General features: G+C 51.2%; 17 protein-coding genes (1 of these 17 cut by a window edge). 12 read left to right on the forward strand and 5 right to left on the reverse strand.

The window, feature by feature from the left end:
* On the forward strand, positions 1-923 hold the 3' portion of the coding sequence (gene rlmD / locus ACHZA1_RS15335) for a 23S rRNA (uracil(1939)-C(5))-methyltransferase RlmD (protein ID WP_320052736.1). Its footprint begins 481 nt before the window's first position; 923 of the gene's 1,404 nt are visible here — the last part of the coding sequence; the start codon falls outside the window, past its left edge; its stop codon occupies positions 921-923.
* A 108-nt stretch (positions 924-1,031) separates the two neighbouring features.
* Here the strand turns inward: rlmD and ACHZA1_RS15340 are convergent, their stop codons facing one another.
* A complete protein-coding gene (locus ACHZA1_RS15340) occupies positions 1,032-2,000 on the reverse strand; it encodes a hypothetical protein (RefSeq protein ID WP_320052737.1) in 969 nt (322 codons plus the stop codon).
* A gap of 244 nt (positions 2,001-2,244) precedes the next feature.
* On the opposite strand from ACHZA1_RS15340, the gene ACHZA1_RS15345 reads away from it, so the two are divergent.
* From ACHZA1_RS15345 to ACHZA1_RS15365, 5 genes are all read left to right on the forward strand, one after another.
* Positions 2,245-3,993 (forward strand): HAMP domain-containing sensor histidine kinase, encoded by a 1,749-nt coding sequence (locus ACHZA1_RS15345; protein WP_320052738.1) that lies wholly within the window; start codon positions 2,245-2,247, stop codon positions 3,991-3,993.
* A 2-nt stretch (positions 3,994-3,995) separates the two neighbouring features.
* Positions 3,996-4,694: a response regulator transcription factor gene (locus ACHZA1_RS15350; protein ID WP_320052739.1), complete on the forward strand. Its 699-nt coding sequence runs from the start codon at positions 3,996-3,998 to the stop codon at positions 4,692-4,694.
* A 43-nt stretch (positions 4,695-4,737) separates the two neighbouring features.
* Positions 4,738-5,097 (forward strand): desulfoferrodoxin family protein, encoded by a 360-nt coding sequence (locus ACHZA1_RS15355; RefSeq protein ID WP_320052740.1) that lies wholly within the window; start codon positions 4,738-4,740, stop codon positions 5,095-5,097.
* Between the two features lie 605 nt (positions 5,098-5,702).
* Positions 5,703-6,995 (forward strand): glycosyl hydrolase family 8, encoded by a 1,293-nt coding sequence (locus ACHZA1_RS15360; protein WP_320052741.1) that lies wholly within the window; start codon positions 5,703-5,705, stop codon positions 6,993-6,995.
* Positions 6,996-7,010: 15 nt separating this feature from the next.
* Complete coding sequence (locus ACHZA1_RS15365; RefSeq protein WP_320052742.1) at positions 7,011-10,382, forward strand: glycosyltransferase; 3,372 nt, start codon at positions 7,011-7,013, stop codon at positions 10,380-10,382.
* 73 nt (positions 10,383-10,455) lie between these two features.
* Here the strand turns inward: ACHZA1_RS15365 and ACHZA1_RS15370 are convergent, their stop codons facing one another.
* Positions 10,456-10,674, reverse strand: a complete 219-nt coding sequence (locus ACHZA1_RS15370; protein WP_320052743.1) for a hypothetical protein — start codon at positions 10,672-10,674, stop codon at positions 10,456-10,458.
* A 328-nt stretch (positions 10,675-11,002) separates the two neighbouring features.
* Positions 11,003-11,704 (reverse strand): SIMPL domain-containing protein, encoded by a 702-nt coding sequence (locus tag ACHZA1_RS15375; protein WP_320052744.1) that lies wholly within the window; start codon positions 11,702-11,704, stop codon positions 11,003-11,005.
* A gap of 162 nt (positions 11,705-11,866) precedes the next feature.
* Between ACHZA1_RS15375 and ACHZA1_RS15380 the strand changes: the two genes are divergently transcribed.
* Entirely contained in the window at positions 11,867-12,340 is a 474-nt protein-coding gene (locus ACHZA1_RS15380) for a DUF1847 domain-containing protein (protein ID WP_320052745.1), read from the forward strand.
* Positions 12,341-12,358: 18 nt separating this feature from the next.
* Here ACHZA1_RS15380 and ACHZA1_RS15385 read toward each other — a convergent pair whose 3' ends face one another.
* Entirely contained in the window at positions 12,359-12,805 is a 447-nt protein-coding gene (locus ACHZA1_RS15385; protein WP_320052746.1) for a copper resistance protein NlpE, read from the reverse strand.
* Positions 12,806-13,127: 322 nt separating this feature from the next.
* On the opposite strand from ACHZA1_RS15385, the gene hisS reads away from it, so the two are divergent.
* The 4 genes from hisS (at position 13,128) to htpG (ending at position 19,870) form a co-directional block, all read left to right on the forward strand.
* Positions 13,128-14,492 carry a histidine--tRNA ligase gene (hisS, locus tag ACHZA1_RS15390; protein WP_320052747.1) on the forward strand — a complete coding sequence of 455 codons (1,365 nt, stop codon included), beginning with the start codon at positions 13,128-13,130 and terminating at the stop codon, positions 14,490-14,492.
* 30 nt (positions 14,493-14,522) lie between these two features.
* Complete coding sequence (gene hutH / locus ACHZA1_RS15395) at positions 14,523-16,022, forward strand: histidine ammonia-lyase (RefSeq protein ID WP_320052748.1); 1,500 nt, start codon at positions 14,523-14,525, stop codon at positions 16,020-16,022.
* A 168-nt stretch (positions 16,023-16,190) separates the two neighbouring features.
* Positions 16,191-17,099, forward strand: coding sequence for a DUF6263 family protein (locus ACHZA1_RS15400; protein WP_320052749.1), 909 nt, complete (start codon positions 16,191-16,193; stop codon positions 17,097-17,099).
* Positions 17,100-17,803: 704 nt separating this feature from the next.
* The gene (gene htpG, locus ACHZA1_RS15405; RefSeq protein ID WP_320052750.1) at positions 17,804-19,870 is read left to right on the forward strand and encodes a molecular chaperone HtpG; all 2,067 of its coding nucleotides are present in this window, start codon (positions 17,804-17,806) and stop codon (positions 19,868-19,870) included.
* Positions 19,871-20,105: 235 nt separating this feature from the next.
* On the opposite strand, the gene ACHZA1_RS15410 is transcribed toward htpG, so the two are convergent.
* Entirely contained in the window at positions 20,106-21,284 is a 1,179-nt protein-coding gene (locus ACHZA1_RS15410; protein WP_320052751.1) for an MFS transporter, read from the reverse strand.
* A gap of 934 nt (positions 21,285-22,218) precedes the next feature.
* Between ACHZA1_RS15410 and ilvB the strand changes: the two genes are divergently transcribed.
* A complete protein-coding gene (gene ilvB / locus ACHZA1_RS15415) occupies positions 22,219-23,940 on the forward strand; it encodes a biosynthetic-type acetolactate synthase large subunit (protein ID WP_320052752.1) in 1,722 nt (573 codons plus the stop codon).
* Positions 23,941-23,950 lie beyond the last annotated feature (10 nt).

A 23,950-nucleotide genomic window follows, 5' to 3' on the forward strand; every position in this document is an offset into this window, starting at 1 on the left:
TCCATATTCCTGGTATGTTCGACAAGGTGCTCGACATCGAGAAGTGCCACCTACAGGCGGAGCCATCAAATGCTATCCGTTTGGCAGTTCGTGACTTTACCTTAAAGAACGGCTACGAGTTCTTCGATATTCGTAATCAGGTAGGGTTTATGCGTAACCTCATCATCCGTACCGCTTCAACAGGCGAGGTGATGGTGATCGTTGTGTTCTACTACGAGGATGCGGAGAAGCGTATCGCGCTACTCAACCACCTTAAGGAGCAATTCCCTCAGATTACATCGCTGCAGTACATTATCAATACCAAAGGTAACGACAGCATAACCGATCAGGAGGTGATAACGTTTGCGGGAAAAGATCATATTATTGAGGAGATGGAGGGGCTGAAGTTTAAGGTTGGACCCAAATCATTTTACCAAACCAATTCCGAGCAGGCTTATCAACTGTACAAGGTTGCCCGCGATTTTGCTGGACTAACCGGTAGTGAGGTTGTTTACGACCTCTACACGGGTACAGGAACCATTGCCAACTTCGTTGCTTCGAAGGCTAAAAGGGTTGTGGGCGTAGAGTACGTTCCTGAAGCTATTGAAGATGCAAAGGTGAACTCCGAAATTAATGGCATTACCAATACCACCTTTTATGCTGGTGATATGAAGGATGTGCTCAACGATAGATTTATCGATGAGAATGGACACCCCGATGTTATTATCCTCGATCCCCCACGTGCAGGAATCCATGAAGACGTTGCCAATACCATTTTGCGCGCTATGCCTAACCGTATTGTTTACGTAAGCTGCAATCCTGCCACCCAAGCTCGCGATATTGCGCTGCTTGCTCATACCTACGAAGTTAAAAAGGTACAGCCGGTGGATATGTTTCCTCACACTCACCACGTAGAGAATGTGGTGCTGATGGATAGAAGGTAAAATGGATCACTACACAAAGATGTTTCCTAAATCTGTGTATTGAAGAAATATAAAAAAGAGAGGGCTCCTAGGAGACCCTCTCTTTTTTTATCAAACTGTAATGAAAGCTTAAAACCAAAACTTGTTTACGGATATTTTCTTATCGCTAGAAACTACAACATAAACGTAATCTTGATTTGGTGTGATTTTTACCGTTCGTTTGAATCGGTTTTCGTTGCCTATAATTGTGGATTTCTCGAGTGTCATACCATCTGGAGCCACTACTTGTAGCTCGCACTGCTCGATTCCTTCGAGGCGGAAAACTACCGAATAGGTGTTGTTTCTCCCATTAGGAATAATGCTAACATCCTCTACGTTTAGGGTATTCTTTGCCTCTTTGGATGAAACGACACCCTTCTTTACCAGCATGTCCATTTCTTGAACCGAAGGTGCTTCCGGAGCGTACTCTCCTTGGCTAAAGGAGAGTTTTGCCATTGAATTTAAATCGTCGTTGCCAAATCCTCGGAAGTTGAATTGAGGCATGCCATGGCGCATTGTTGGCATATCCATGTTAAAGTCGAAGTTATCCGTAATGTTGTCCATAGGACCATCTACGACGGTGGTATCCGTACCATTCTTTATGATGGTCGTTTTTTTACCATCGCTTAAAACTACAACTGATTCGTTCTTTCCTAGAGAATCGGTTCTAATGCGGAACTGCTTTCCGTGCATTTTAGGATGTTTTATAACCATACCTTTGCGCTTGTGGAACTTGCAGTTCCCCGAAGAGTCTACGAATTCTCCCTGTTCCATCTTTTTCATGATGCTATCCATGCTTGCGGGGAAGTGAAAATCGTGCATTGGCGCATCATTCATCATCGCCATGGCGTCATTCATGAAGCTGCGCGACTGCTTATGCATCTCCTTCATCATTTCTTCAATGGAGGCAGGGCTATCGAAGTTGTAGGGTTGGGTATTAAACGAGGTGTCCGCCTTTGCCTGGTACTTCGGCTTTTGGCTCTTTTTTGGGATGCTTCCGGCGGCTGCTGTTGCAACAACTCCCATTGCAAGCAATGCTATAAGTAAACCTTTTCTCATTGGTGTTATGTTTTTAATGTTTTGGTGATACCCATCAGGATTCTCTTAAAGGTTTGACAGAATTCTGAAGGGCCTGCTGCTTGTAAGCTTCGGTTTGCTTTCCACAAAATTACGACGCAAAAATGGGGTTGCGGTTAAGGACTGGTTAATGCCTGTTAACAAAAAGTTAAGGCGCACGCGCGAGGTGTTTTTAATATGTACATTTGTAAATAGAAAACGAGAGATAACGGCGAAATACCACTAGATGAAGAAAAAGGCAATACCGGGGATCGCAATTCTGCTTGGAGCAGCGCTAGTAGCCATAGCTGTAACTCAGCTATTTTGGCTTAACAATGCTTACCATATTAAGGAGGAGCAGCTCAACCGATCGGTTGTTAATGCCATGCGCTCGACGGTAAATAAGATAGAAGACCGCTACAACGTTTCGAAGCTGCTTGACACCTTCGATCAGCGCATCTATGGAATTCCGTCGAGGGTGAAGGGGAGAACGGTTAAGGGGGGCGAAAGCAGCAACCTCATGCAGCAGGATATTGCCTATGTTGATTCGTTGGTGAACAGCGTCCTTAAAAGCTCCAAGTTCTCGTACAAGGACGATCAGAATCGCGTTATTTTTAGGATAAAAACGCCAGAAGGGATGATGGAGAACTCCTTCGTGCTTCCCGATCTCCAAAACCCGGATCAGTGGCAGCAGTATCAGTACGGGCAGCAAAACCAGCAGCCCCTAAAACTGGATAGCCATAAAAAGAAGAGCCGGAAGAATCAGAAGGTGCAGCAGAGCCCTTTCGAAAATGAGATAAGCATGCCCTTCGAGATGAAGTCTCCGGCGAATGAGGCGGCATCACGGAAGGAGGCGGAGCAGTTCCTTCGGACGCATATCGAGAAGCGCTCGCGTCGGATTGAGAATGCCATCCGCCAGATGATCCTCGAATTCGACACCAAGAATCAGCCCATTGAGAAGCGGATCAAGGCGTCGCTGATTGACTCCACCCTTAAGGCGGAGCTGCGCGTTGAAGGCATCGAGGTTCCCTTCGAATACGCGATCTACGACGATAAAGGCGATGAGATTACAGGAATTCGGTCGAAGGGCTACCTCGCCGATAAGCCATCGAGCTACAAAACGCCGCTTTTTCCCTACGATATTGGTAGCGAGTCGTACAGCTTGCAGCTGCAACTCGATAATCCGCGCAGCTACATCCTCGGGTCGCTTAATTTCTTGCTGGTGGGGTCAATTCTGCTCATGGCATTCATCCTTATCACGTTTACCTTTACCATTGTGACGCTGCTCAAGCAGAAGCGGCTCTCGGAGGTGAAGAGCGACTTCGTGAACAACGTAACCCACGAGTTTAAGACGCCTATCGCCACCATCAACCTGGCGGTGGACTCCATCGATAACGACAAGGTGATAAAGAAGGAGGATGCCGTTAAGTACTTCACGGGCATTATTCGCGACGAGAACCGTCGGATGAACCGCCTGGTGGAGCAGGTACTTAAGATGGCGCTGGTGGAGCGTGCCGGGCTTAAGCAGAATCCGCAGACGCTCGATATCCACGATGTGATCAACACCGCGGTGGGGCACTTCGAACTGCAAATCGCCAATAAGGGGGGGACTATCGTTAAGGAGTTTAACGCCAGCAACCCGGTTGTGGAGGCCGATGAGATGCATATGCTGAATGCGCTGGTTAACCTCATCGACAATGCCATTAAGTATTCGCCTTCGCAGCCTTTCGTGAAGATTTGTACCTTTAACACCAGCAATAAGCTTAACATCTCGGTAATCGATAAGGGGATTGGCATGAAGAAGGATGCGCAGCGCCACATCTTCGACAAGTTCTACCGCCATACCGACGGGAATATCCATAACATTAAAGGATTTGGCCTGGGGCTAGCCTTCGTGAAGTCGATTGTAGAGGCCCATAACGGAAGGATTAGCGTATCGAGCGAGCTGGGCAAGGGGAGCCGCTTCGACATCACCATTCCACAAAAAAACAGCTAACGATGAGTAATGTAAACGTACTTTTGGTAGAAGATGACACCAACTTCGGCTCGGTGCTAAAGGCCTACCTCTCCATCAACGAGTTTAACGTAACGCTAGTAGCCGATGGCGCCAGAGCCTTCAAGACGTTCATCGAGGGCGAATTCGACATCTGCGTGCTGGATGTGATGCTGCCTAACGTGGATGGCTTTACCATTGCCCGCCGAATAAAGGAGCACAACTCGCGCATCCCGCTCATCTTTTTAACCGCAAAGACGCTTAAGAACGATATCCAGGAGGGCTTCAGCATTGGGGCCGACGACTACATCACCAAACCCTTCGACTCGGAGGTGCTCATCTGGAAGATAAACGCCATCCTCAATCGCGATAAACTGTCGAACGGTGCCGCCAACGCGCCTAAAACCACCTACGAAATTGGCAGCTACACCTTCGACTCGGAGGTGCGCACCCTTACCCATAGCGGGGTGGAGGATAAGCTGTCGCCCCGAGAGGCCGACCTGCTGAAACTGCTCGTGGAGAACGCCAACAGCGTGCTGCAGCGCGACAAGGCGCTGCTCACCATCTGGAAAGACGACAGCTACTTTGCCGGTAGAAGCATGGATGTGTACATCACCAAGCTGCGCAAGTACCTGAAGGATGACCCCAGCATCGAGATTTCGAGCGTACACGGCACCGGATTTATGCTAAAAATCAAACACTAGCCTACGGATGGTTGTTATAGCAGTATCATAAAAAAATACTGCCATGAAGAAATTTACTGCAATCATCGCGCTCCTGCTGCTGGTATCGGTGGCTTTTGCCAACAAGACTTCGGTACAGGTTAATGCCCCCGAAAAGGCTAAGAAGGGGCAGGAGGTTACCATTACCATTCAGGTTTCCCACAGCGCCAACACCAAGATGCACCACACCAACTGGGTGACCCTTAACTTGAACGGGAAAGAGGTTCAGCGCTGGGAGTACTCGAAAAAGGCGCTTCCACCAGACAGCAACTTTACCCTAGAGTATAAGTTTGTGCCTACTGAGAATACAACGGTTACGGCTCAAGGCAACTGCAACCTACACGGTAGCAAAGGGCCTCAAACGGTAATGCTAAGCGTCCAGTAGCTCTTCCTCGGGTAGGTGCTTCCGCCTACCGGTTTGCACTAACACGTCCGCGTGTTTGTACTTTTGGGTATCGGTTTGTACTAACACGTTCGAGTATTTCTACTTCCGTCTACCCGTTTCCACCGTTGTAGATTTACAAGAGTACTTCCGCCCACCCCCAAGTACTCTTGTACACTTACAATAGTACTTCCGCCCACCCAAAAGTACCCTTGTACACTTACAATAGTACTTCCGTCACCCTGAAAGTACCGTTGTACATCTACAAGAGTATTTCCGTCTACCCAAAAGTACTATTGTACATTTACAATAGAGCTTTTGCCTACCCAAACGTACTGCTGTTTGCTGATTAGCCTGCTCGCTCGGCAAGGCAACGGGGGCTGCCTTGCCGGGGTGCCCCGAGGAGTTCCCCTTGGGGGTGTAGGATATGGCCGCGGCCATCTTGCATCCGCCCGTTTCGCCTTCCGGCTGTTAATAAACCCACAGCAGATTAGTTCTTCCTTAAAAATGCCAAATGAATCTCTCGTTAAGGGGGCTATAGGGTATATTTGTATGCTTATTAAAGCTGCACGACTAGGCAGCGAAAGCAAGAAGGGATTTTACAAGCTATGAGCATCGCTGAAGTTTTGAAATGTAAGGTAAGGGGGGGATTGCTGGCCACTGCTGGCATCTTGGCTGGCGTTGGAGCCTACTCGCAGAATGGCCACCTAAGGCATCCGTTCCCCAACCACACCAGCTACGCCAAGGGGGCCATAAAACCACAGACGAAGCAGGCCAGTTTAGACAACGCCGTGAAGGACTTCTACACCCAGTGGAAGCTGCGGTACGTAAAGAACGACTGCAGCAACCCCGGCCTCTACTATGTGTACACCGACGAGGGGGACACGAAGAACGGCGTACCGGTGGTGTGCGTTTCGGAGGGGCAAGGTTTCGGGATGATGATTATCCCCCTAATGGCCGGATACGACAAGAACGCCCAGCGTATCTACGACGGCATGTACCGCTTTGTTGTCGCCCATCCAACCGCAAAGAGCAAGGACCTAATGTCGTGGAGCATCCTAAGAGGGTGCCGCATCAACCACCAGAAGAATGGCGATGAGTACGACAACACCTCGGCCACCGACGGCGACTTGGATATTGCCCTCTCGCTGTTTATGGCCGATGCGCAGTGGGGCAGCAAGGGCGCCATTAACTACCGCGCCGAAGGTATTAAGCGCGCAACGGCCATCCTGCGGTACGAGGTAAACAAGCAAAAGCATACCCTCTTGCTCAGCGATGCCAACGACCCCGGCGATTACGACTTCTTCGACATCCGCACCTCCGACTTTATGCCCACGCACCTTAAGGTGTTCAACAAGTACTGCCCAAACGCCGAGTGGGGTAGGGTGGTAGACCGCACCTACCAGATATTCTTGGCTACGCAGAAGAAGTATAGCCCCAAAGCCGGCCTGATCCCCGACTTTATTACCTATAGGGCTAAGAAGTACGTCCCCGCCAAGCCTCACTACCTGGAGTCGGCCGACGATGGCACCTACAGCTACAACGCCTGCCGGGTTCCCTTTAGGCTTGGGCTCGACTTCCTGCTTACCGGCGACGTTCGCGCCAAGCAGGTTATCAACCCGATGATTGCCTGGCTGCAGGCTTCAACCAAGGGCGACTTTAAGCGTATCTACGCCGGGTATCGCCTCAGCGGGGCGGTGGGCACCCGTTTCTGCTACCCCGAGCCCGCCTTTGTTAGCCCCTTTGTGGTTGGCGGCATGCTTAACGGCGGCAACCAGCAGTGGCTAAACAGGGGGTACAGCTACATGGGCGGCTTTGCGCCTAACAAGTTTCACTACTACAGCAACACCATCAACCTGCTGTCGCTACTGGTAATTTCTGGCAACTTTTGGTTGCCCTAACATATTTCGCTATACATGAGCAAGCAAGTTTTTCAAAGCCATTCGGGCACACGTTGGAATAGTTTTTTATGGGCCGTACGCATCTTTTTGGTGCTGCTTGTAATTGCGGTTGTCTCCATACTCTTTTCGTTCTTCCACGGAGAGACCTACAGCATCAAGAGCCTTCGGATTAGCGAAAAGCGCATCCACGTTATCAACAAAAACCCGAAGCAGAAGAAGGTTTCCGAGTCGGAAATCAACGCCTTTATCAAGCGCCTTAAGGAGGTCCGCAAGCACCGAAAAAATGACCTGTACAAGCAGCCAGCGGCCATCCCCGGCGATGTGAAGGCGTACATGCCCGTACGTGCTGGCTTCTACGTGAACTGGGATAAGAGCTCTGCCGTTTCGCTGAAGGCCAACCTGAATAACCTTAACATGGTGATTCCCGAATGGCTCTACCTGAAAAATGCCAAGGGCGACGTGGAGATGAAGGTGGACAAGAACATTGTTAGCCTGCTGCGCCAAAACAAGATTGCCATTGTGCCGCTGCTTAGCAACAACTACAACGGGCAGTGGAACGGAAATGCTGCGTTTGGCCTCCTCAAGAACAAGGAGAGCCGCCAAACCCTGATAAAGAACATCCTCGCCTTCCTCGAGGAGTACAGCTTCCAGGGTATAAACATCGACTTCGAGACGATGCCCGCTGCTGCTGGCCCCTACTACTACCAGTTTGCCCGCGAGCTGAGCGCTGCCATGGATAAGGATGGCTACCTGCTGACCATCGACGTAAACCCGGCGGAGTTCAGCATGAGCATCAAGAAGATTAGCGAGGAGGTGGACCTGGTTTTCGCCATGGCCTACGACGAGCATAATGCCGACGGCACTCCTGGCTGTATTGCCTCGATGGGCTTCATCGAGAAGTCGCTCGACTGGCTGGTAAGCAACGTGCCCACCAGCAAGCTGGTGCTTTGTACCGCCGGGTACGGCTACAACTGGAATGGCGGGGCCAATGCCGACGACCTGTCCTACGAGCAGTTCATTTCGCTGGCCAACGAGAGCCAAGCCAGCGTGACATTCGACCCCGACAACAGCGACCTCTTCTTTAAGTACTACGACGATCAGGGAAAGCTGTGCGAGGCACACTGCAACGATGCCATAAGCGTATTTAACGCCATGCGTACGGGCGCCGACTACGGCATTACCGGCGCTGCCATCTGGTATTTGGGCAGCGAGGACTACCGCATCTGGAGCTTCTTTAAGCGCGATATGTCATCCGAAGCCCTCGACCGCAATCCGTTTAACTTCAACCTGCTTAAGCGCATCAAGTCGATGTACTCCATCAACTACGATGGCAAGGGCGAGCTGGTGGAGGTAATCAGCAAGCCGCAGGATGGCCTAGTAAGTCTTGATGTTGACAAGTCGGAGTTCTTTATCTCCGACGAGAGCTACAAGCATCTCCCCTCGTCGTACCAGGTTAACCGTTACGGTGCTGGAAACCCCAAAAAGTTGGCCATCACCTTCGACGATGGCCCCGATGGCGAGTACACCCCTCAGATACTGGACATCCTGAAGAAGAATAAGATTCATGCCACCTTCTTTGTCACCGGCCTTAATGCCGAGGATAACATTCCGCTGCTGAAGAGGGTCTACCGCGAGGGGCACGAGATTGGCAACCACACCTTCCTGCACCCCAACCTCGAGGTGACCTCCGACGACCGCGAGCGCATCGAGCTTCGCTCTACCCGCATGCTGCTGGAGAGCGTGCTGGGGCACTCTACCATGCTATTCCGCACCCCCTACAACACCAACGCGGAGCCCCAGAATATATTCGAGATTAAGCCGCTCTCGGTGGCCTACGACGAGGGCTACATCTCCGTAGCTTCGTCCATCGACCCCAACGACTGGCAGCGCGGCGTTTGTGCGGATACCATTGTGGCGCGCGCCATTGCCCAGCAGCATTTGGGTAACATCATCCTGCTCCACGATTCGGGCGGCGAGCGCTCGCAAACCATCCTGGCGCTACCCCGTATTATCGACTACTTTAAGAAGCGGGGCTACGAATTTGTTACCGCCTCCGAACTCATGGGCAAAAGCCGCGACGAGGTGATGCCCAAGGTAAAGCGAAACGTATTCATGCTGGAGGACATCAACGGCATCTTCTTCCTCCTCACCTTTATATGGCAGCACTTCCTCCGTGGCTTCTTCTTTGTGGCCATCGGCCTGGGCATTTTCCGCCTGCTCAGCTTGCTGGTGCTGGCCATTCTGCAGCGCCGCAAGCAGCGCCGCGTGCTGCATAGCGATATCGCCAGCAGCTACCACCCATCGGTAAGCATTATCGTGCCCGCCTTCAACGAGGAGGTGAATGCCGTTCGCACCGTCGAAAACCTGCTGAAGTGCAGCTACCCCAGCTTCGATGTTGTTTTTATTGACGATGGGTCGTCCGACAGCACCTACTCCGTAGTGAAGCAGGCCTTCGAGGGGAATCCCCGCGTAAAGGTGCTCACCAAGCCCAATGGCGGAAAGGCATCGGCGCTCAACTACGCCATAGGCCATACCGATAGCGAAATACTTGTCTGCATCGATGCCGACACCCTTTTAATGCCCGATGCGGTAGAAAAGATGGTGCCATTCTTTGCCGATAGCCGCGTTGGGGCCGTTGCCGGAAACGTTCGCGTGGGCAACCCCGTGAACCTGCTCACCCGCTGGCAGCGCATTGAGTACAACACCAGCCAAAACTTCGAGCGCCGGGCATTCGACTACGCCAATGCCATCCTGGTGGTGCCGGGGGCCATTGGCGCCTTCCGCCACTCGGTGATGGAGGAGATTGAAGGATTCGATACCGATACGCTTGCCGAGGATTGCGACCTTACCGTCCGCATTCTCCGTGAGGGCTACGCCGTACGCAGCTGCACCGAGGCGCTCTCGCTCACCGAGGCGCCCGAATCGCTGAAGATGTTCGTGAAGCAGCGCTTCCGCTGGTCGTTTGGCATGATGCAGAGCTTCTGGAAGCACCGCGACCTGCTCTTTACGCGCCGTAAGCCCAACATGGGGTGGATTCTGCTGCCCAACCTGCTCATCTTCGGCTTTATCATACCGTTGTTCTCGCCGCTGGTCGACATCATGTTCATCTTTGGGCTTTTCTCCAAGCATGCCATGGCGTTTGTGCTCTCGTACGTCATCTTCTACGTGGTAGAGCTGCTCATCTCGGTGGTGGCCTACAGCTTCGACAACCTGAAATTTGGGCTAAAGGAGGCGGTGCTGCTCTTCGTACAGCGCTTTGTGTACCGCCAAATACTCTTTGTGGTGCTGGTTAAGGCCTACCTTAAGGCCATGAAGGGCGAGCTGGCGATCTGGGGTGTGCTGAAGCGTACCGGCAGCGTACATGCCAGCGCGGAAAATAGCAAGTAAGTTTGTTTTGTGAAACGATATAGCAGGGGCTGTTCCAGTATGGGGCGCCCCTGTTTTTTTATCCCCTGCAAGGCTAATCGCGAGGAGCCGGAAGGGCGATAGGATGGCCGCCGCAAAAGCTCATTGCCGAGGGGTCGGAAACCTCCTCGCAGACGTGAAAGCTCATATCCGAGGGGTCGGGAACCTTCTCGCAGATGTGAAAGCTCATATCCGAGGGGTCGGGAACCTTCTCGCAGACGTGAAAGCTCGTTGCCGAGGGGTCGGAAACCTCCTCGCAGACGTGAAAGCTCATATCCGAGGGGTCGGGAACCTTCTCGCAGACGTGAAAGCTCATATCCGAGGGGTCGGGAACCTCCTCGCAGACGTGAAAGTTCATTTCCGAGGGGGCGGGAACCTTCTCGCAATCGTGAAAGCTCGTTGCCGAGGCATGGGCGAATTTCCGGAGCGTGCCACCGGCATCGCCCTAGGTGGCTAAGCGGTATCCCGGCATGCTGGCCAGAACGCGCCTATTAAGCGCGTCACTTAGGCTAAAACGGCGCTGGAGCGGCGGGGGCAAAAAAATAAGCCACATCAAGCGGTGTGGCTTATCGGTAGCGTATGGTATGGATGGTTGTGGCGGCTTACTTAACCTCTATCTTGGCCCTTACGGTACACTTAATAACGATGTTCTTAAATGCCTGTTGTGGCTCTTCCTGCTCCCCACCAACAGCATTATCTTCCATTGCCTTGGCCATGTATAGGCGGGGCTGGTACTCGTTTTCCTCGCCCGATACAAAAAGGTTCTGCTCGTAGATGGCTAGGGGGGCTAGGGCAGCAACTCCCATTCCCTTGCAGAAGGATGCCGCCTTCTCCTTGGCGTTCTTCGAGGCCAGCTCGCAGGCGGTTAGCTTGTGGGTTTCGATTTGGCTATTCTCCACCTTGTACAGGCTGATGGAGGTGATCTTTAGCGACGATAGCTCCTCGATGATCTTATCCGATACGGCCAAATTGGTAAGCTTTAGGAGGTACGACTTACGGTTTACCACATCTTTGGTGCCCCAGAAGCTCACCTTTTGGCGGATGCCGCTCAGCTTGTCGATGGTAAGGTTCTCGGATGGAACGCCGTACTTCTTTAGCACCTTGGCGATCTCCACCTCCTGCTTCTCAACGTTGATATTTTCTTTAGGATTATCGACTAGCAGCAGCGAGAAGTAGGCGATGTCGGGCGCTACCTCCATCTTCGAGCTGCCAACAACCTCTATGAAGTGCTGCTTAATTTCCTGTTCCTGTGCGAACGCGCCTAGGCTAAGGGTAACGAATAGTGCAATGAGTAATCTCTTCATTATTGATGTTTTTATTGGATTAATGGTTGCCTGCCGCACTAATATCCGTCAGGCATGGCGTTGTTACATATCAATAAGCGTACCACTTTATTGGGTGATGCAGCATTCGCTGGTGAAAAAATGAATGCTACCTTTGCCGCAAACTAATTTTCAGGGAAAAAGATGATCAGAGAATCGTACAACGAGGATGAACTAGCGGTGATGAGGCTTGCCGAGGAGGCGCTCGAGCGGGGTGCTACCCGGCTGGTGGAGATCCGCAACTTTGCCCTTAAGTCGGGATACAAGAAGATCGGTTTGGCGCACTGCATGGCGGTGGCAAAGGAGGCCGAGGTGGTAAAGCAGTTCCTATCGAAGGATTTTGAGGTGCTCGCCATCGACTGTAAAACGGGGAAGCTTCCCAAGAGCGAGTTCCTTGGCGATAGTGCTGTGGGAATTAGCTGCAACCCGCTAGGACAAGCCGAGTATCTTGCCGCAAACGGCAGCGAAATGAACATCGTTATGGGGCTATGCGTGGGGCACGATATGGTTTTCGGGATGAACTCTACTGTTCCAACAACCACGCTGCTCGTAAAGGATAGGGTACACAAGCATAATCCGATAGAGGGGATTAAAAATATAGGAGAAAAGGCGCTTTAGGAGGCGCCTTTTCTATTTCTAGTTTGATTTCTTTTTCAGAATAAACATGCTGGCTAGTTTACCGGTAATCTTTTGGCCATCGCCGTCGAGCTGCTGGATGTAGCCCTTGCCAATAAAGAATTTGGTGGGTGTGCTGCTATCGTCGTAGGTAAGCGTAAGGGTATCTCCCTTTACGCTCCACTCCCCAATATCCTCAATAGGCGCATTGGCATTGCGGTCGATGTAGGTGCTGTTGTAGGTAAAGCTCTTATCGGCATCGAGGATAATCTCCACCTTGATGCCTGGGCAATCGGCACAGGGGAGCGTGCCCGTGTAGGTTCCAACAACATCTAGCGTGCTACTTGTCGCCAGCGCCTTTGCATTCTGATGGGTTGCAGCGCCAGCAGCTTGATCCTCGTGCTTTCCTTTGCAGGAAACGAGCAATGCGGCTAGGCAAATTCCAAAAACAACAAGACCTCTTTTCATGGCAAAGATTTTTGTAGTTCCGACAATGCCAAAGTACAAAAAAATGCAGAGAGAACAGGGCTTTTATTTGCATCCAATGGGTGGATGTCCGCTTGTTTTGTATGGTTGAGTATTGTATGTGAACGGTTGAATTGTTATTGAATTGGTTTTGTTGGTGTGTAAAGTGTTATTGTAATGGGTTGAAAAGTGTTTTGTTGTAATTGTAGGTTTGTAATTAATGATAAATCGAAAGAATTTGTGAAATTTGGGGCCTAGCACGAAAATGCTCTATTCTTGGATGCGTTGCTTATCTTTGCATCACTAAGAATAAAAAAGCGATAAAATGGCACAAAAACCAAGCATCCCAAAAGGTACAAGAGACTTTTCGCCCGAGGAAATGGCGAAGCGCAACTACATCTTCGACACCATTAAGTCGGTTTACAAGACCTATGGTTTCCAACCCATCGAGACCCCTGCAATGGAGAACCTTTCGACTTTGCTCGGAAAGTATGGCGATGAGGGAGATAAGCTGCTCTTTAAGATTTTGAACTCTGGCGATTTTACCTCAGGTGCCGATGCTTCGGATTTTACCTCGGATAGGGCCAATGCCCTTAGCACAAAGATCTGCGAAAAGGGGCTTCGCTACGACCTTACCGTTCCGTTTGCCCGCTTTGTGGTGCAGCACCAGAACGAGATTACCTTTCCCTTTAAGCGCTACCAGATTCAGCCTGTATGGCGTGCCGATCGTCCACAAAAGGGTCGCTACCGCGAGTTCTTCCAGTGCGATGCCGACGTTATTGGCAGCAAATCGCTGCTTAACGAGGTGGAGCTGGTGCAGATTATCGACACTGCTTTCAACAAGTTTGGGATTAACGTCCTCATCAAGATAAATAACCGCAAAATCCTTAGCGGCATTGCCGAGGTTATCGGTCACCCCGATAAGCTAATCGACATTACCGTTGCCATCGATAAGATCGATAAGATTGGTATTGACGCGGTAAATGCCGAACTCGAGGAGCGCGGCATCGAGCGTAGCGCCATCGAAAAGCTTCAGCCCATCATCACCCTTAGCGGAACCACCGAGAGCAAGCTAGAGAAGCTTCGCGAGGTTTTATCAACCTCCGAAGTGGGCATGAAGGGTATCGAGGAGCTAACTACCATCTTTGGCTATCTCGCCACTTTGAACATCACCCAAGAGGTTGAGCTAGACCTTTCGCTTGCCCGTGGGTTGAACTACTACACCGGCGCAATCTTCGAGGTAAAGTCGAAGGATACCGAAATGGGTAGCATCTGCGGTGGCGGTCGCTACGACGACCTTACCGGCATCTTTGGGCTTAAAGATGTATCGGGCGTGGGCATCTCGTTTGGTGCCGACCGTATCTACGACGTGCTGAATACGCTGAACAAGTATCCCGAAAACTCGATGGTGGGAACGCAGCTGCTGTTCATCAACTTTGGTAAGGCCGAGGAACTCTTCTGCCTGCCTGTGATGGCTAACCTTCGTGCGCAGGGCGTTGCCGTGGAGATCTATCCCGAATCGGCAAAGATGAAGAAGCAGATGGACTACGCCAACAAGCGTAATATCCCATTTGTGGCTATTGTTGGAGAGAACGAGATGCAGAAGCAAGTTGTATCTCTTAAGAATATGATAACAGGGGAGCAGCAGGAGGTGCCTGTTGGCGAGCTGATAGCGCATCTGCCCCGCTAGGTTCTCCGAAGAACTACTTAAAAAAACAAAATGGCTAACCAGTACACAATTTCACCTAACCCGCTAACCTACGATGTGCTCGAAAGAGCCGCTGATGGCGAACTGCAGCTAAGCCTCTCGGAGGAGTCGGTTGCGCTTATACAGAAGTGCCGCGACTACCTAGATAATAAAATGAAAACGCAGACCGAGCCGATTTACGGTATTACCACCGGCTTTGGCTCGCTTTGCAATCGTTCCATATCGTTCGAGGCGCTAAACCAGCTTCAGGAAAACCTGGTGATGTCGCATGCGTGCAGCACCGGCACTGAGGTTGAACCTGCCATCATCCGCCTTATGCTTTTCCTTAAGGCGCATGCGCTATCGTTGGGAAAGAGCGGCGTGCAGGTGGTTACGGTTCAGCGCATCATTGACTTTTACAACAACGATGTGCTGCCTATTGTGTACGACCGTGGCTCGTTGGGCGCATCGGGCGACCTTGCACCGCTTTCGAACCTGTTCCTTCCGCTGATTGGTAAGGGCGAGGTTCGCCATAAGGGTGTTAAGCGCAATGCCGATGAGGTGCTGAAGGAGTTTGGCTGGGAGCCTATAAAACTACAATCGAAGGAAGGGCTAGCGCTGCTTAACGGAACTCAGTTTATGAGCTCGCACGGCGTGCTTGCCCTTATCCGAGCCTTCCGCTTGGTGAAGCTGGCCGATGTTGTTGGCGCGCTATCGCTGGAGGCGTTTGATGGTCGCATTGAGCCTTTCAACGAGCTGCTGCATACCATCCGCCCGCATCAGGGGCAGCTGGAGACGGCGCGAAACATCCGCACCATTCTTGAGGGGAGCGAGCTTATCACCCGAAAGAAGAAGCATGTGCAAGATCCATACTCGTTCCGCTGCATGCCGCAGGTGCACGGCGCATCGAAGGATGCCATTGCCTATGTGGCCGGTGTGCTGCTTACCGAGGTGAACTCGGTTACCGATAACCCCACCGTTTTTGTTGACGAGGATTTGGTGCTTTCGGGTGGAAACTTCCACGGACAGCCATTGGCGCTGGCATTGGATTTCCTTGCCATTGCCCTTGCCGAGCTGGGTAGCATCTCGGAGCGCCGTGTGGCGCAGCTAATCCTTGGGCTACGCGGATTGCCCGAGTTCCTTGTTGCCAACCCGGGGCTAAACTCCGGCTACATGATTCCGCAGTACGCCCAGGCGTCGATGGTGAGCCAGAACAAGCAGCTGTGTACGCCTGCCTCGGTGGACTCCATCGTGTCGTCGAACGGACAGGAGGACCACGTGAGCATGGGCGGCAACGCGGCAACCAAGGCGCTTAGGGTGGTGGATAACGTGGAGCGTATCCTGGCCATCGAGCTGATGAACGCCTCGCAGGCCATCGAGTTCCGCCGTCCGGCAAAAACATCGCCCTACCTGGAGGAGTTCCTTGCCGACTTCCGCAAGGCCGTTCCATTCGTGGAGGAGGACATCATCATGTACCAGGCCATCGAAAGGGCGGTTGCCTTTATCCGCGAGGGGGACTTTATTAGCGAATAATTTTTAGTGATGCAGCATACGAAGCGCGGTAGCCCGGTTGGGGTGCCGCGCTTTTCTCATTTCAGCGCAAGCGCTTGCTTATCACGAATTATTGCCTATATTCGGCTGTCGTTTACCCCTTTCGCGGGTTTCCGATGTGGTATTAAATATCTACTTAAAATTTGAGCAATGAAAAGACTTACGGCAGCAGCATTTTTACTCTTCGTTTTTTCGGCATCGTTCGCAGGGAGCTCCGTCCAGCTGAGGCTGGAGAAGGGCAAGACCTACTTGCAGGTTTCCACTACAAACAGCAAGATTTCCCAGCTGGTTCAGGGGATGAACATGGATATGGAGATGGATGTTGCCTCCACCACCAACTTTAAGGTGCTCGACGTGAAGGATACGCTCTTTGTTATTGAGGCTACCATGAGTAAGATAATGACAACGACGAAAAGCCCAATGGGAGTGCAGGAGTTCTCGTCCGACTCGAAAAACGTGAACGACCTCACGTCGATGCTGCTCGCCGAGCTGTCGAAGAGCCCCTTTAAGGTAACGCTTACCCGATCGGGCAAGGTGGCGGAGATTGACATCAACACGGCTATCGACAAGGCGGTGAACTCGGTGGTAACGCTGAGCGAAGACCAGAAGGTAACCCTCAAAACTCTTTTTAAGGGGCAGTTTGGCGATGATAATATGCGCCAAACCATCGAAAATGCCTTTGCCTACTATCCGCCAAAAAGCGTGAAGGGCGAGAAGTGGACTTCGAATCTTAAGCTTAAGAGCATGATTGTGCTGGAACAGCAAAACCAAAACGAGGTTACCGATGTTACCGCCGAGAGCGTTACCGTGAAGTATGCCGGCGAAATGGCTACGCCCGAGAATGCCGAGCCAGCCCTGATGAACGGCATGAGCGCCAAGTACGCCATTAGCGGCACCACCGAAGGCACCGCTATCATCGACCTGAAGACGGGGTGGGTGATTAAGAATACCGCCATCCAGGCAATGAAGGGTAACGTAGAGATACTGCCAAATGCCCAGCTGCCCGACGGCGTGCAGTTCCCAATGACGGTTAACACTACCATAACGGTTACCCAGTAGGGGTTGTGAAAGATATGCGAAGGCGCCTTCCGGTAAGCGGGGGGCGCCTTTTTTGGCTCTAACCCCCCAATGGTGATCCCCCAAAGCTTTAGGTTAGTACAAACAGGTGCCCGAAAGCACAAACACGCATTGGTGTTAGTACAAACAGGTAGGCAGAAGTACAAACACGCATCGGTGTTAGTACAAGCAGGTGGGCGGAAGTACAAACACGCGGACGTGTTGGTACAAACCGATGCCCAAAAGTAAAAACACGCGAAGGTGTTGGTACAAACCGATAGGCGGAAGTACTATCGTAAATGTACAAGAGTACTTTTGGGTAGGCGGAAGTACTCTTGTAAATGTACAACGGTACTTTCGGGGCGATGGAAGTACTCTTGTAAATGTACAACGGTACTTTTGGGTGGGCGGAAGTACTATTGTAAATGTACAAGAGTGCTTTTGGGTGGACGGAAGTACTATTGTAAATGTACAACGGTACTTTTGGGTAGACGGAAGTACTCTTGTAAATGTACAACGGTACTTTGGGGTCGGCGGAAGTACCAATGTCTGCAAAAGTAGGGGGCAATGGCGGGTGATGCTGCAAATTTGGCAACGGCGGAGCGTTTTTGGGGGCGGTTGTCAGATATGCTTGCCATATTGGCAGGGATTGGCGGGTGGCACATCGTTTGAACGTACATCAGCCAGAAAACAAAAAAGCTTACAATATGCAAAAAGGTAAAATTGGGGTATCTACAGAGAATATCTTCCCCATCATCAAGAAATTTCTTTACTCCGACCACGAGATCTTCCTCCGCGAGCTGGTTTCCAACGCCGTTGATGCCACCCAGAAGCTCAAAACGCTGGTAGGTACCGGCGAGTGCAAGCAGGAGCTGGGCGACCTTACCATCCGCGTGAGCGTGGACAAGAAGAAGAAGACCATCACCGTGTCGGATGCCGGGGTGGGGATGACCCAGGACGAGGTGGAGAAGTACATCAACCAGATTGCCTTCTCGGGCGCCGAGGAGTTCTTGGACAAGTTTAAGGACCAGTCGGTGCAGATCATCGGCCACTTCGGCATGGGCTTCTACTCGTCGTTTATGGTGAGCAGCTCGGTGGAGGTGGTAACCAAGTCGTGGAAGGATGCGCCAGCCGTTCGCTGGGAGTGCGACGGTAGCCCCGAGTACGCCATCGGCGAGGCCAAGCGCGAGCGCCGCGGTACCGATATCGTGCTGCACGTATCGGACGATAGCGAGGAGTTCCTCGAGGAGGAGCGCATCAGCGCGCTGCTGAGCAAGTACTGCAAGTTCATGCCCATCGAAATCGCCTTCGGCAAGAAGAAGGAGTGGAAGGACAGCAAGTACGAGGAGACCGATGAGGATAACATCATCAACCAAACCAACCCCATCTGGACCAAGAAGCCTGCCGAGCTCAAGGACGAGGACTACGCCGAGTTCTACCGCACGCTTTACCCCATGGCCGACGAGCCCATGTTCCACATCCACCTCAACGTGGACTACCCCTTCAACCTTACCGGAATCCTATACTTCCCCAAGATCAGCAACAACATCGATCTTCAGAAGAACAAGATACAGCTCTACTGCAACCAGGTGTTCGTTACCGACTCGGTAGAGGGCATCGTGCCCGAGTTCCTTACCCTGCTCCACGGGGTTCTCGACTCGCCCGATATCCCGCTCAACGTGTCGCGCAGCTACCTGCAGTCCGACGCCAACGTTAAGAAGATCTCGAACCACATCTCCAAGAAGGTGGCCGACCGCCTGAGCACCCTCTTCAAGAACGAGCGCGAGGTGTACGAGCAGAAGTGGGCCGACCTGAAGCTCTTCGTAGAGTACGGCATGCTTAGCGACGAGAAGTTCTACGACAGCGCCGTAAAGTTCGCCATGTTTAAGGATGTTGACGGCAAGCACTACACCTTCGAGGAGTATAAGGATGCCATCAAGGAGGAGCAAACCGACAAGGACGGCAAGCTGGTGTACATCTACAGCAACGACCCCGAGGCGCAGTACAGCTTCATCCAGGCCGCCAAGGCGCATCAGTACAACGTAATGGTGATGGACGGCCAGCTCGATAGCCACTTCGTGCAGATGCTCGAGGGTAAGCTCGATAAGGCTCAGTTCGTACGCGTGGATTCGGATGTGATGGACAACCTCGTGCGCAAGGATAAGAAGAAGGAGTGGAAGATTACCCCCGACGAGCAGGAGAGCCTGAAGCCCGTATTCGAGGCCAACACCCCCGAGGGCGGCGAGGCCATGTACCAGGTGTCGTTCGAGGCGCTTAGCGAAACCGCTGCACCGGTGGTCATCACCCAGAACGAGTTCATGCGCCGCATGAAGGACATGTCGCAAATGGGCGGCGGTGGCGGAATGAACTTCTACGGCAAGCTGCCCGACTCGTACAACGTAGTGGTAAACGCCAACCACCCGCTGGTTGTCGATGTTAGCACCGACCTAAAGGCCGAGCTTAACGACAAGATCGTGGAGTACAAGGCTAAGCTTAAGGCCGAGGAGGATGTTCTAGCCGACCTCAACAAGCAGAAGGGCGACAAGAAGGACGAGGATGTCCCTGCCGACCTAAAGGTACGCATCGAAGAGGTTGAAGGTAAGGTAGAGGCCATCCGCAAGGAGGAGACCGAGCTGCTGGGCAGCTGGGGCAAGGCGCACAAAACCGTTCACCAGCTCATCGATCTCGCGCTGCTCTCCAACAACATGCTAAAGGGCGAGGCGCTAAACCGCTTCCTAAAGCGCAGCTTGGAGATGATTAGCAAGAAGCTATAATTCCCCGTATATATCCCCAAAAGGCCCTGCCGGTTTTCCGGTGGGGCCTTTTTTTTTGACTTACGTATTACGACACAAAACATGGTTGATGATATGAACTAGTCAGGACTTAATCAGACTGCTTCCCCGCCAGGGATACGAATAATTCGGGGTGGTTTTATTCGTCTAACTTCGTTTAACTCCTTATTTGATGAGGGCGTAAAATAAGTCTTGTATCTTGATACTTGCGTCTGGATTACTCGAACGTTCGGTACTTAATAAAGTAGAACAGCGTGGTAAAGTTGAAGATGGAGTAGAGGGCTCCAGCAAGGAATAGCGCGGCTTGCAGCCCGTATAGGTCGATGCACCAGCCATAGATTGGGCCCATAACGGCAAAGATGATGCGGATGGTAAAGTTGCGGATGGAGAGTACCGTAGCCCTCACGCTCGACTCGGTAATGCGGTTAACGTAATCCTTAAGCGTAGGGGTGGCAATGCCGCGGGCAACGTAGAAGAGCAGGAGGAAAGCCAATCCCGGAAGCCAAACCTTCATGCCGAGGAAGATGTACGATAGGCTCAGCAGTACGGTAAAACCGGTAACCGTTGCAATGGGACCAAACTTTTTCTCCACCCTAAAGGCGTATGCCGAGCTGATGCCCACCACCAGGTTTAGGATGGTCCAAACAATGCCAAACCACTCAACGGGGAGATGGGCTCCCTTAAAGTAGGGTTGGGCAATCCATGCCATCGTAAGGGTAGATGCCCCCGTGAACGACGAGAATAGCGTGTTCCACTTCTGCTTTGGGTTGCTGTGGAGCGTCTCTTTCACGATTACAAAGATGTCGCTCCAGTTAAGCTTTGGTCGTTCCGCTTTGAGCGGTGGCTCCACCAGCAAAAACGAAGCAGGAATGGCCCAAAAGGCAACAAAGGCCTGAGCGTAGTAGGGATATCGAACCGAGAGCACGGCAAGTAAACCACCAGCGATACCTCCGAAAGCCTCGGCAAAGTTGCCTAGCGAGGTGGTTAGCCCTTCGTACCTGTTATACTCATCCTCCCTATCGGCATGGATAAGCGAGTCGTAGAGCAAAGCCGAATCGGCTCCCGAAATCATGCTTTGGCCTACACCAAGAATGATCTCTGCAACCATAAACCCCACGAATCCGTAGGTGAAGCTATAAATCAGATAGCCTGCAAACCCTAGCACAGCACCAATAATCATCGATTTTCGTCTGCCAATCACATCGGCAACGTACCCCGACGGAATCTCCCATGCAACAATGGATACCGAATATATCGCCTGAAGGATGAATACCTCGTGCATGCTAAGCCCATGCGCATTGTAGAAGAGTACCACAATGGGCATAATAAGCATAAACCACTTCGATATTTTAACTACGTACAGGTTGATGATGTTGCTGCGAAGGCTAAACTGCATGGTGGATTTTAAATTTGCTGCCGCGAAGATAGCATATCGACAAATTTTACCCTTTTGAGGGCGGTAATTGTGGGTCGAAAATGGGATAAAAGTTGGGACCTCGAACTTTTTTGACGTTTTGATCCCTTTTCGGGAGGGAAAAAGGCTTTTTGTAAGGGGAAGTTTTCCGCTCTGAGCGGGTTAATAGATATTGTTAATTCGAAAGTATTAGTTTGATATTATTTCTGGAGCGGTTGCTTTCTTGATTTAATTGGATGCAAATGGATGCTTTTATTTTCAAATGATTAGCAACGGGCAGATTCTAAAAATGAGCGTTAATCAGTACTTGTTTCTGTTATAAATAATACTTTAGCTTTAGATTGTAACGTGGTGCAAGGCCTATACTATCAGTGCTTTGATTGCTTATTTTGCCTGCGAGGCCGGAATGCTGGTAACAATCTCGTTGTGCAAGGTTTGTTTTGGAAAAAATGATTTCTACCTTGCAACCGTACAAACAAGGAAAACGGTTCATGCGGAATTTCAACCTACATATTATTCTTCTCGATGTCATTGTGGTCGCAAAGTCACAGTCCGGAGGTTGTATGTAGAATTAGAAAAATTCAAATGAACCTTCCGGACTACCGCGAAGGTTTTTTTTTGATCATTAGTTTAGGAAACGGCGATAATACGAGCAAAAATGAAAGAGCGTAAAAACACATTGGGTCTTCTACGGAACGTAATTCACCTACCTCTAGTAGGTCGAATTATTCTCGTGCTCGTGGTCATTATTATCGTCATTCTACCAAATGGGTGAGGCTGGTACGTAGTATAACAATACGAAATCCTGTCTCACCACAACGAGACAGGATTTTTTTTTAATGTTTTTCGTGGATCTAGCAAGGTGACAATTTCGAGTTTGAAGCGTATAAAAGAGCATTAAAGGATGATGGAAGGCATGAGCAACAATACAAGAGAGCAACTTTTTAGAAGCGAGCAGCCAATTACTGGTGCCGAGGCAATAGTTCGGTCGTTGATTTGCGAGGGGGTGAGCGTCATGTTTGGTTATCCCGGTGGAGGTATCATGCCAACCTATGATGCTCTTTACGACTACCAGCATCTGTTAAGGCATATCCTTGTACGTCATGAGCAAGGGGCCATTCATGCCGCGCAGGGCTACGCTCGAAGTTCCGGAAAGGTAGGTGTTGCAATGGCAACATCGGGCCCAGGTGCTACCAACCTGATTACGGGCATTGCTGATGCCTATATGGATAGTACTCCGGTTGTATGCATAACGGGTCAGGTTGGCGGTAAGCTGCTGGGCACCGATGCATTTCAGGAAATAGACATCGTAAACATATCGCTCCCCATTACCAAGTGGAGCGTTCAAGTTAAGGATGTGGAGTCGATCCCCGAGGTTATCGCTCGTGCCTTTTATATTGCGCGCAGCGGTCGTCCAGGACCAGTGCTTGTTGATGTGCCCAAAGACCTCCAGTTTGGGAAATCGCTCTTCCAATATAGCAAGTGTGACATGTCGAAGGGGGTAAAGGTAAAGCCTGCTCTTAACATGTTTCAGGTTAATGAGGCAGCAAAGCTGTTGAACTCTTGTTCTAAACCTTTAATCTTGGTGGGGCAGGGTGTTACCCTGTCGAAAGCGGAAGATGAACTGTTGAAATTTGCCGAAAAGAGCGGATTTCCTGTTGCTGCAACGCTTTTAGGCCTATCGGCTTTCCCTACCAACCATCCGCAATACGTAGGCATGCTGGGGATGCATGGCAACTACGGCCCAAATATGCTTACCAACGAGTGCGACCTGCTTTTGGCCGTTGGAATGCGCTTCGACGATCGCGTGACGGGCGATTTGAGCCGCTACGCAAAGGATGCTAAGGTGGTGCATATCGATGTTGACGAGGCCGAACTTGGAAAGGTTATTCGTTGCGATGCTCCAATACATGCTGATGCTAAAGAGGCGCTTTTGGCGTTGACCGAAAAGGTTACGATGCGAAGCTTTAAGGATTGGAGCGCGAGGTTTACCAGCTTTATGGAGGAGGAAAAGCATCAGGTTATTGATGGACAGCTCTACCCTAAACAGGGGATAACCATGGGGATGGCCGTTAGAACCATTGGCGAAGCTACAAATGGTGATGCCGTTGTGGTGACCGACGTTGGACAGCATCAAATGGTAACATCGCGCTATTTCCCGTTTGCAAAAAGGCGCAGCTTGGTTTCGTCGGGTGGATTGGGAACAATGGGCTTTGGTCTTCCCGCATCTTTGGGTGCCGCTTTGGGTGCACCTAATCGTACTACCATCTTGATGGTTGGCGATGGTGGCCTGCAAATGAAGATTCAGGAGTTGGGAACCATATCAACAGAGAACATACCCGTAAAGATTGTGCTCTTGAATAACAACTTCCTTGGAATGGTTCGCCAGTGGCAGGAGCTGTTCTTCGAGCGTAGGTATTCGTTTGTAGAGATGTCTAATCCCGACTTTGGGCTTATATCTCAGGGGTACGGAATCCCCTACCAAAAGGTCACCGAGCAGCACGAGATGGAAGATGCCGTGAAGAAGATGCTGGAGCATAATGGACCATACTTCCTAGAGGTGCAGGTTGCAAAGGAGGATAACGTTTTTCCGATGGTTCCTGCAGGATGTGCGGTAGACGAGGTGAGATTAAGGTAAAGGCGATAAT

The organism is uncultured Acetobacteroides sp. (genome assembly GCF_963667355.2).
GTDB lineage: Bacteria > Bacteroidota > Bacteroidia > Bacteroidales > ZOR0009 > Acetobacteroides.

Coding starts and splice junctions, on each gene's coding strand:
- ACHZA1_RS15340 (WP_320052737.1), bottom strand. CDS start 2,000: ATGAGAAAAGGTTTACTTATAGCATTGCTTGCAATGGGAGTTGTTGCA.
- ACHZA1_RS15345 (WP_320052738.1), top strand. CDS start 2,245: ATGAAGAAAAAGGCAATACCGGGGATCGCAATTCTGCTTGGAGCAGCG.
- ACHZA1_RS15350 (WP_320052739.1), top strand. CDS start 3,996: ATGAGTAATGTAAACGTACTTTTGGTAGAAGATGACACCAACTTCGGC.
- ACHZA1_RS15355 (WP_320052740.1), top strand. CDS start 4,738: ATGAAGAAATTTACTGCAATCATCGCGCTCCTGCTGCTGGTATCGGTG.
- ACHZA1_RS15360 (WP_320052741.1), top strand. CDS start 5,703: ATGAGCATCGCTGAAGTTTTGAAATGTAAGGTAAGGGGGGGATTGCTG.
- ACHZA1_RS15365 (WP_320052742.1), top strand. CDS start 7,011: ATGAGCAAGCAAGTTTTTCAAAGCCATTCGGGCACACGTTGGAATAGT.
- ACHZA1_RS15370 (WP_320052743.1), bottom strand. CDS start 10,674: ATGAGCTTTCACGTCTGCGAGGAGGTTTCCGACCCCTCGGCAACGAGC.
- ACHZA1_RS15375 (WP_320052744.1), bottom strand. CDS start 11,704: ATGAAGAGATTACTCATTGCACTATTCGTTACCCTTAGCCTAGGCGCG.
- ACHZA1_RS15380 (WP_320052745.1), top strand. CDS start 11,867: ATGATCAGAGAATCGTACAACGAGGATGAACTAGCGGTGATGAGGCTT.
- ACHZA1_RS15385 (WP_320052746.1), bottom strand. CDS start 12,805: ATGAAAAGAGGTCTTGTTGTTTTTGGAATTTGCCTAGCCGCATTGCTC.
- hisS (WP_320052747.1), top strand. CDS start 13,128: ATGGCACAAAAACCAAGCATCCCAAAAGGTACAAGAGACTTTTCGCCC.
- hutH (WP_320052748.1), top strand. CDS start 14,523: ATGGCTAACCAGTACACAATTTCACCTAACCCGCTAACCTACGATGTG.
- ACHZA1_RS15400 (WP_320052749.1), top strand. CDS start 16,191: ATGAAAAGACTTACGGCAGCAGCATTTTTACTCTTCGTTTTTTCGGCA.
- htpG (WP_320052750.1), top strand. CDS start 17,804: ATGCAAAAAGGTAAAATTGGGGTATCTACAGAGAATATCTTCCCCATC.
- ACHZA1_RS15410 (WP_320052751.1), bottom strand. CDS start 21,284: ATGCAGTTTAGCCTTCGCAGCAACATCATCAACCTGTACGTAGTTAAA.
- ilvB (WP_320052752.1), top strand. CDS start 22,219: ATGAGCAACAATACAAGAGAGCAACTTTTTAGAAGCGAGCAGCCAATT.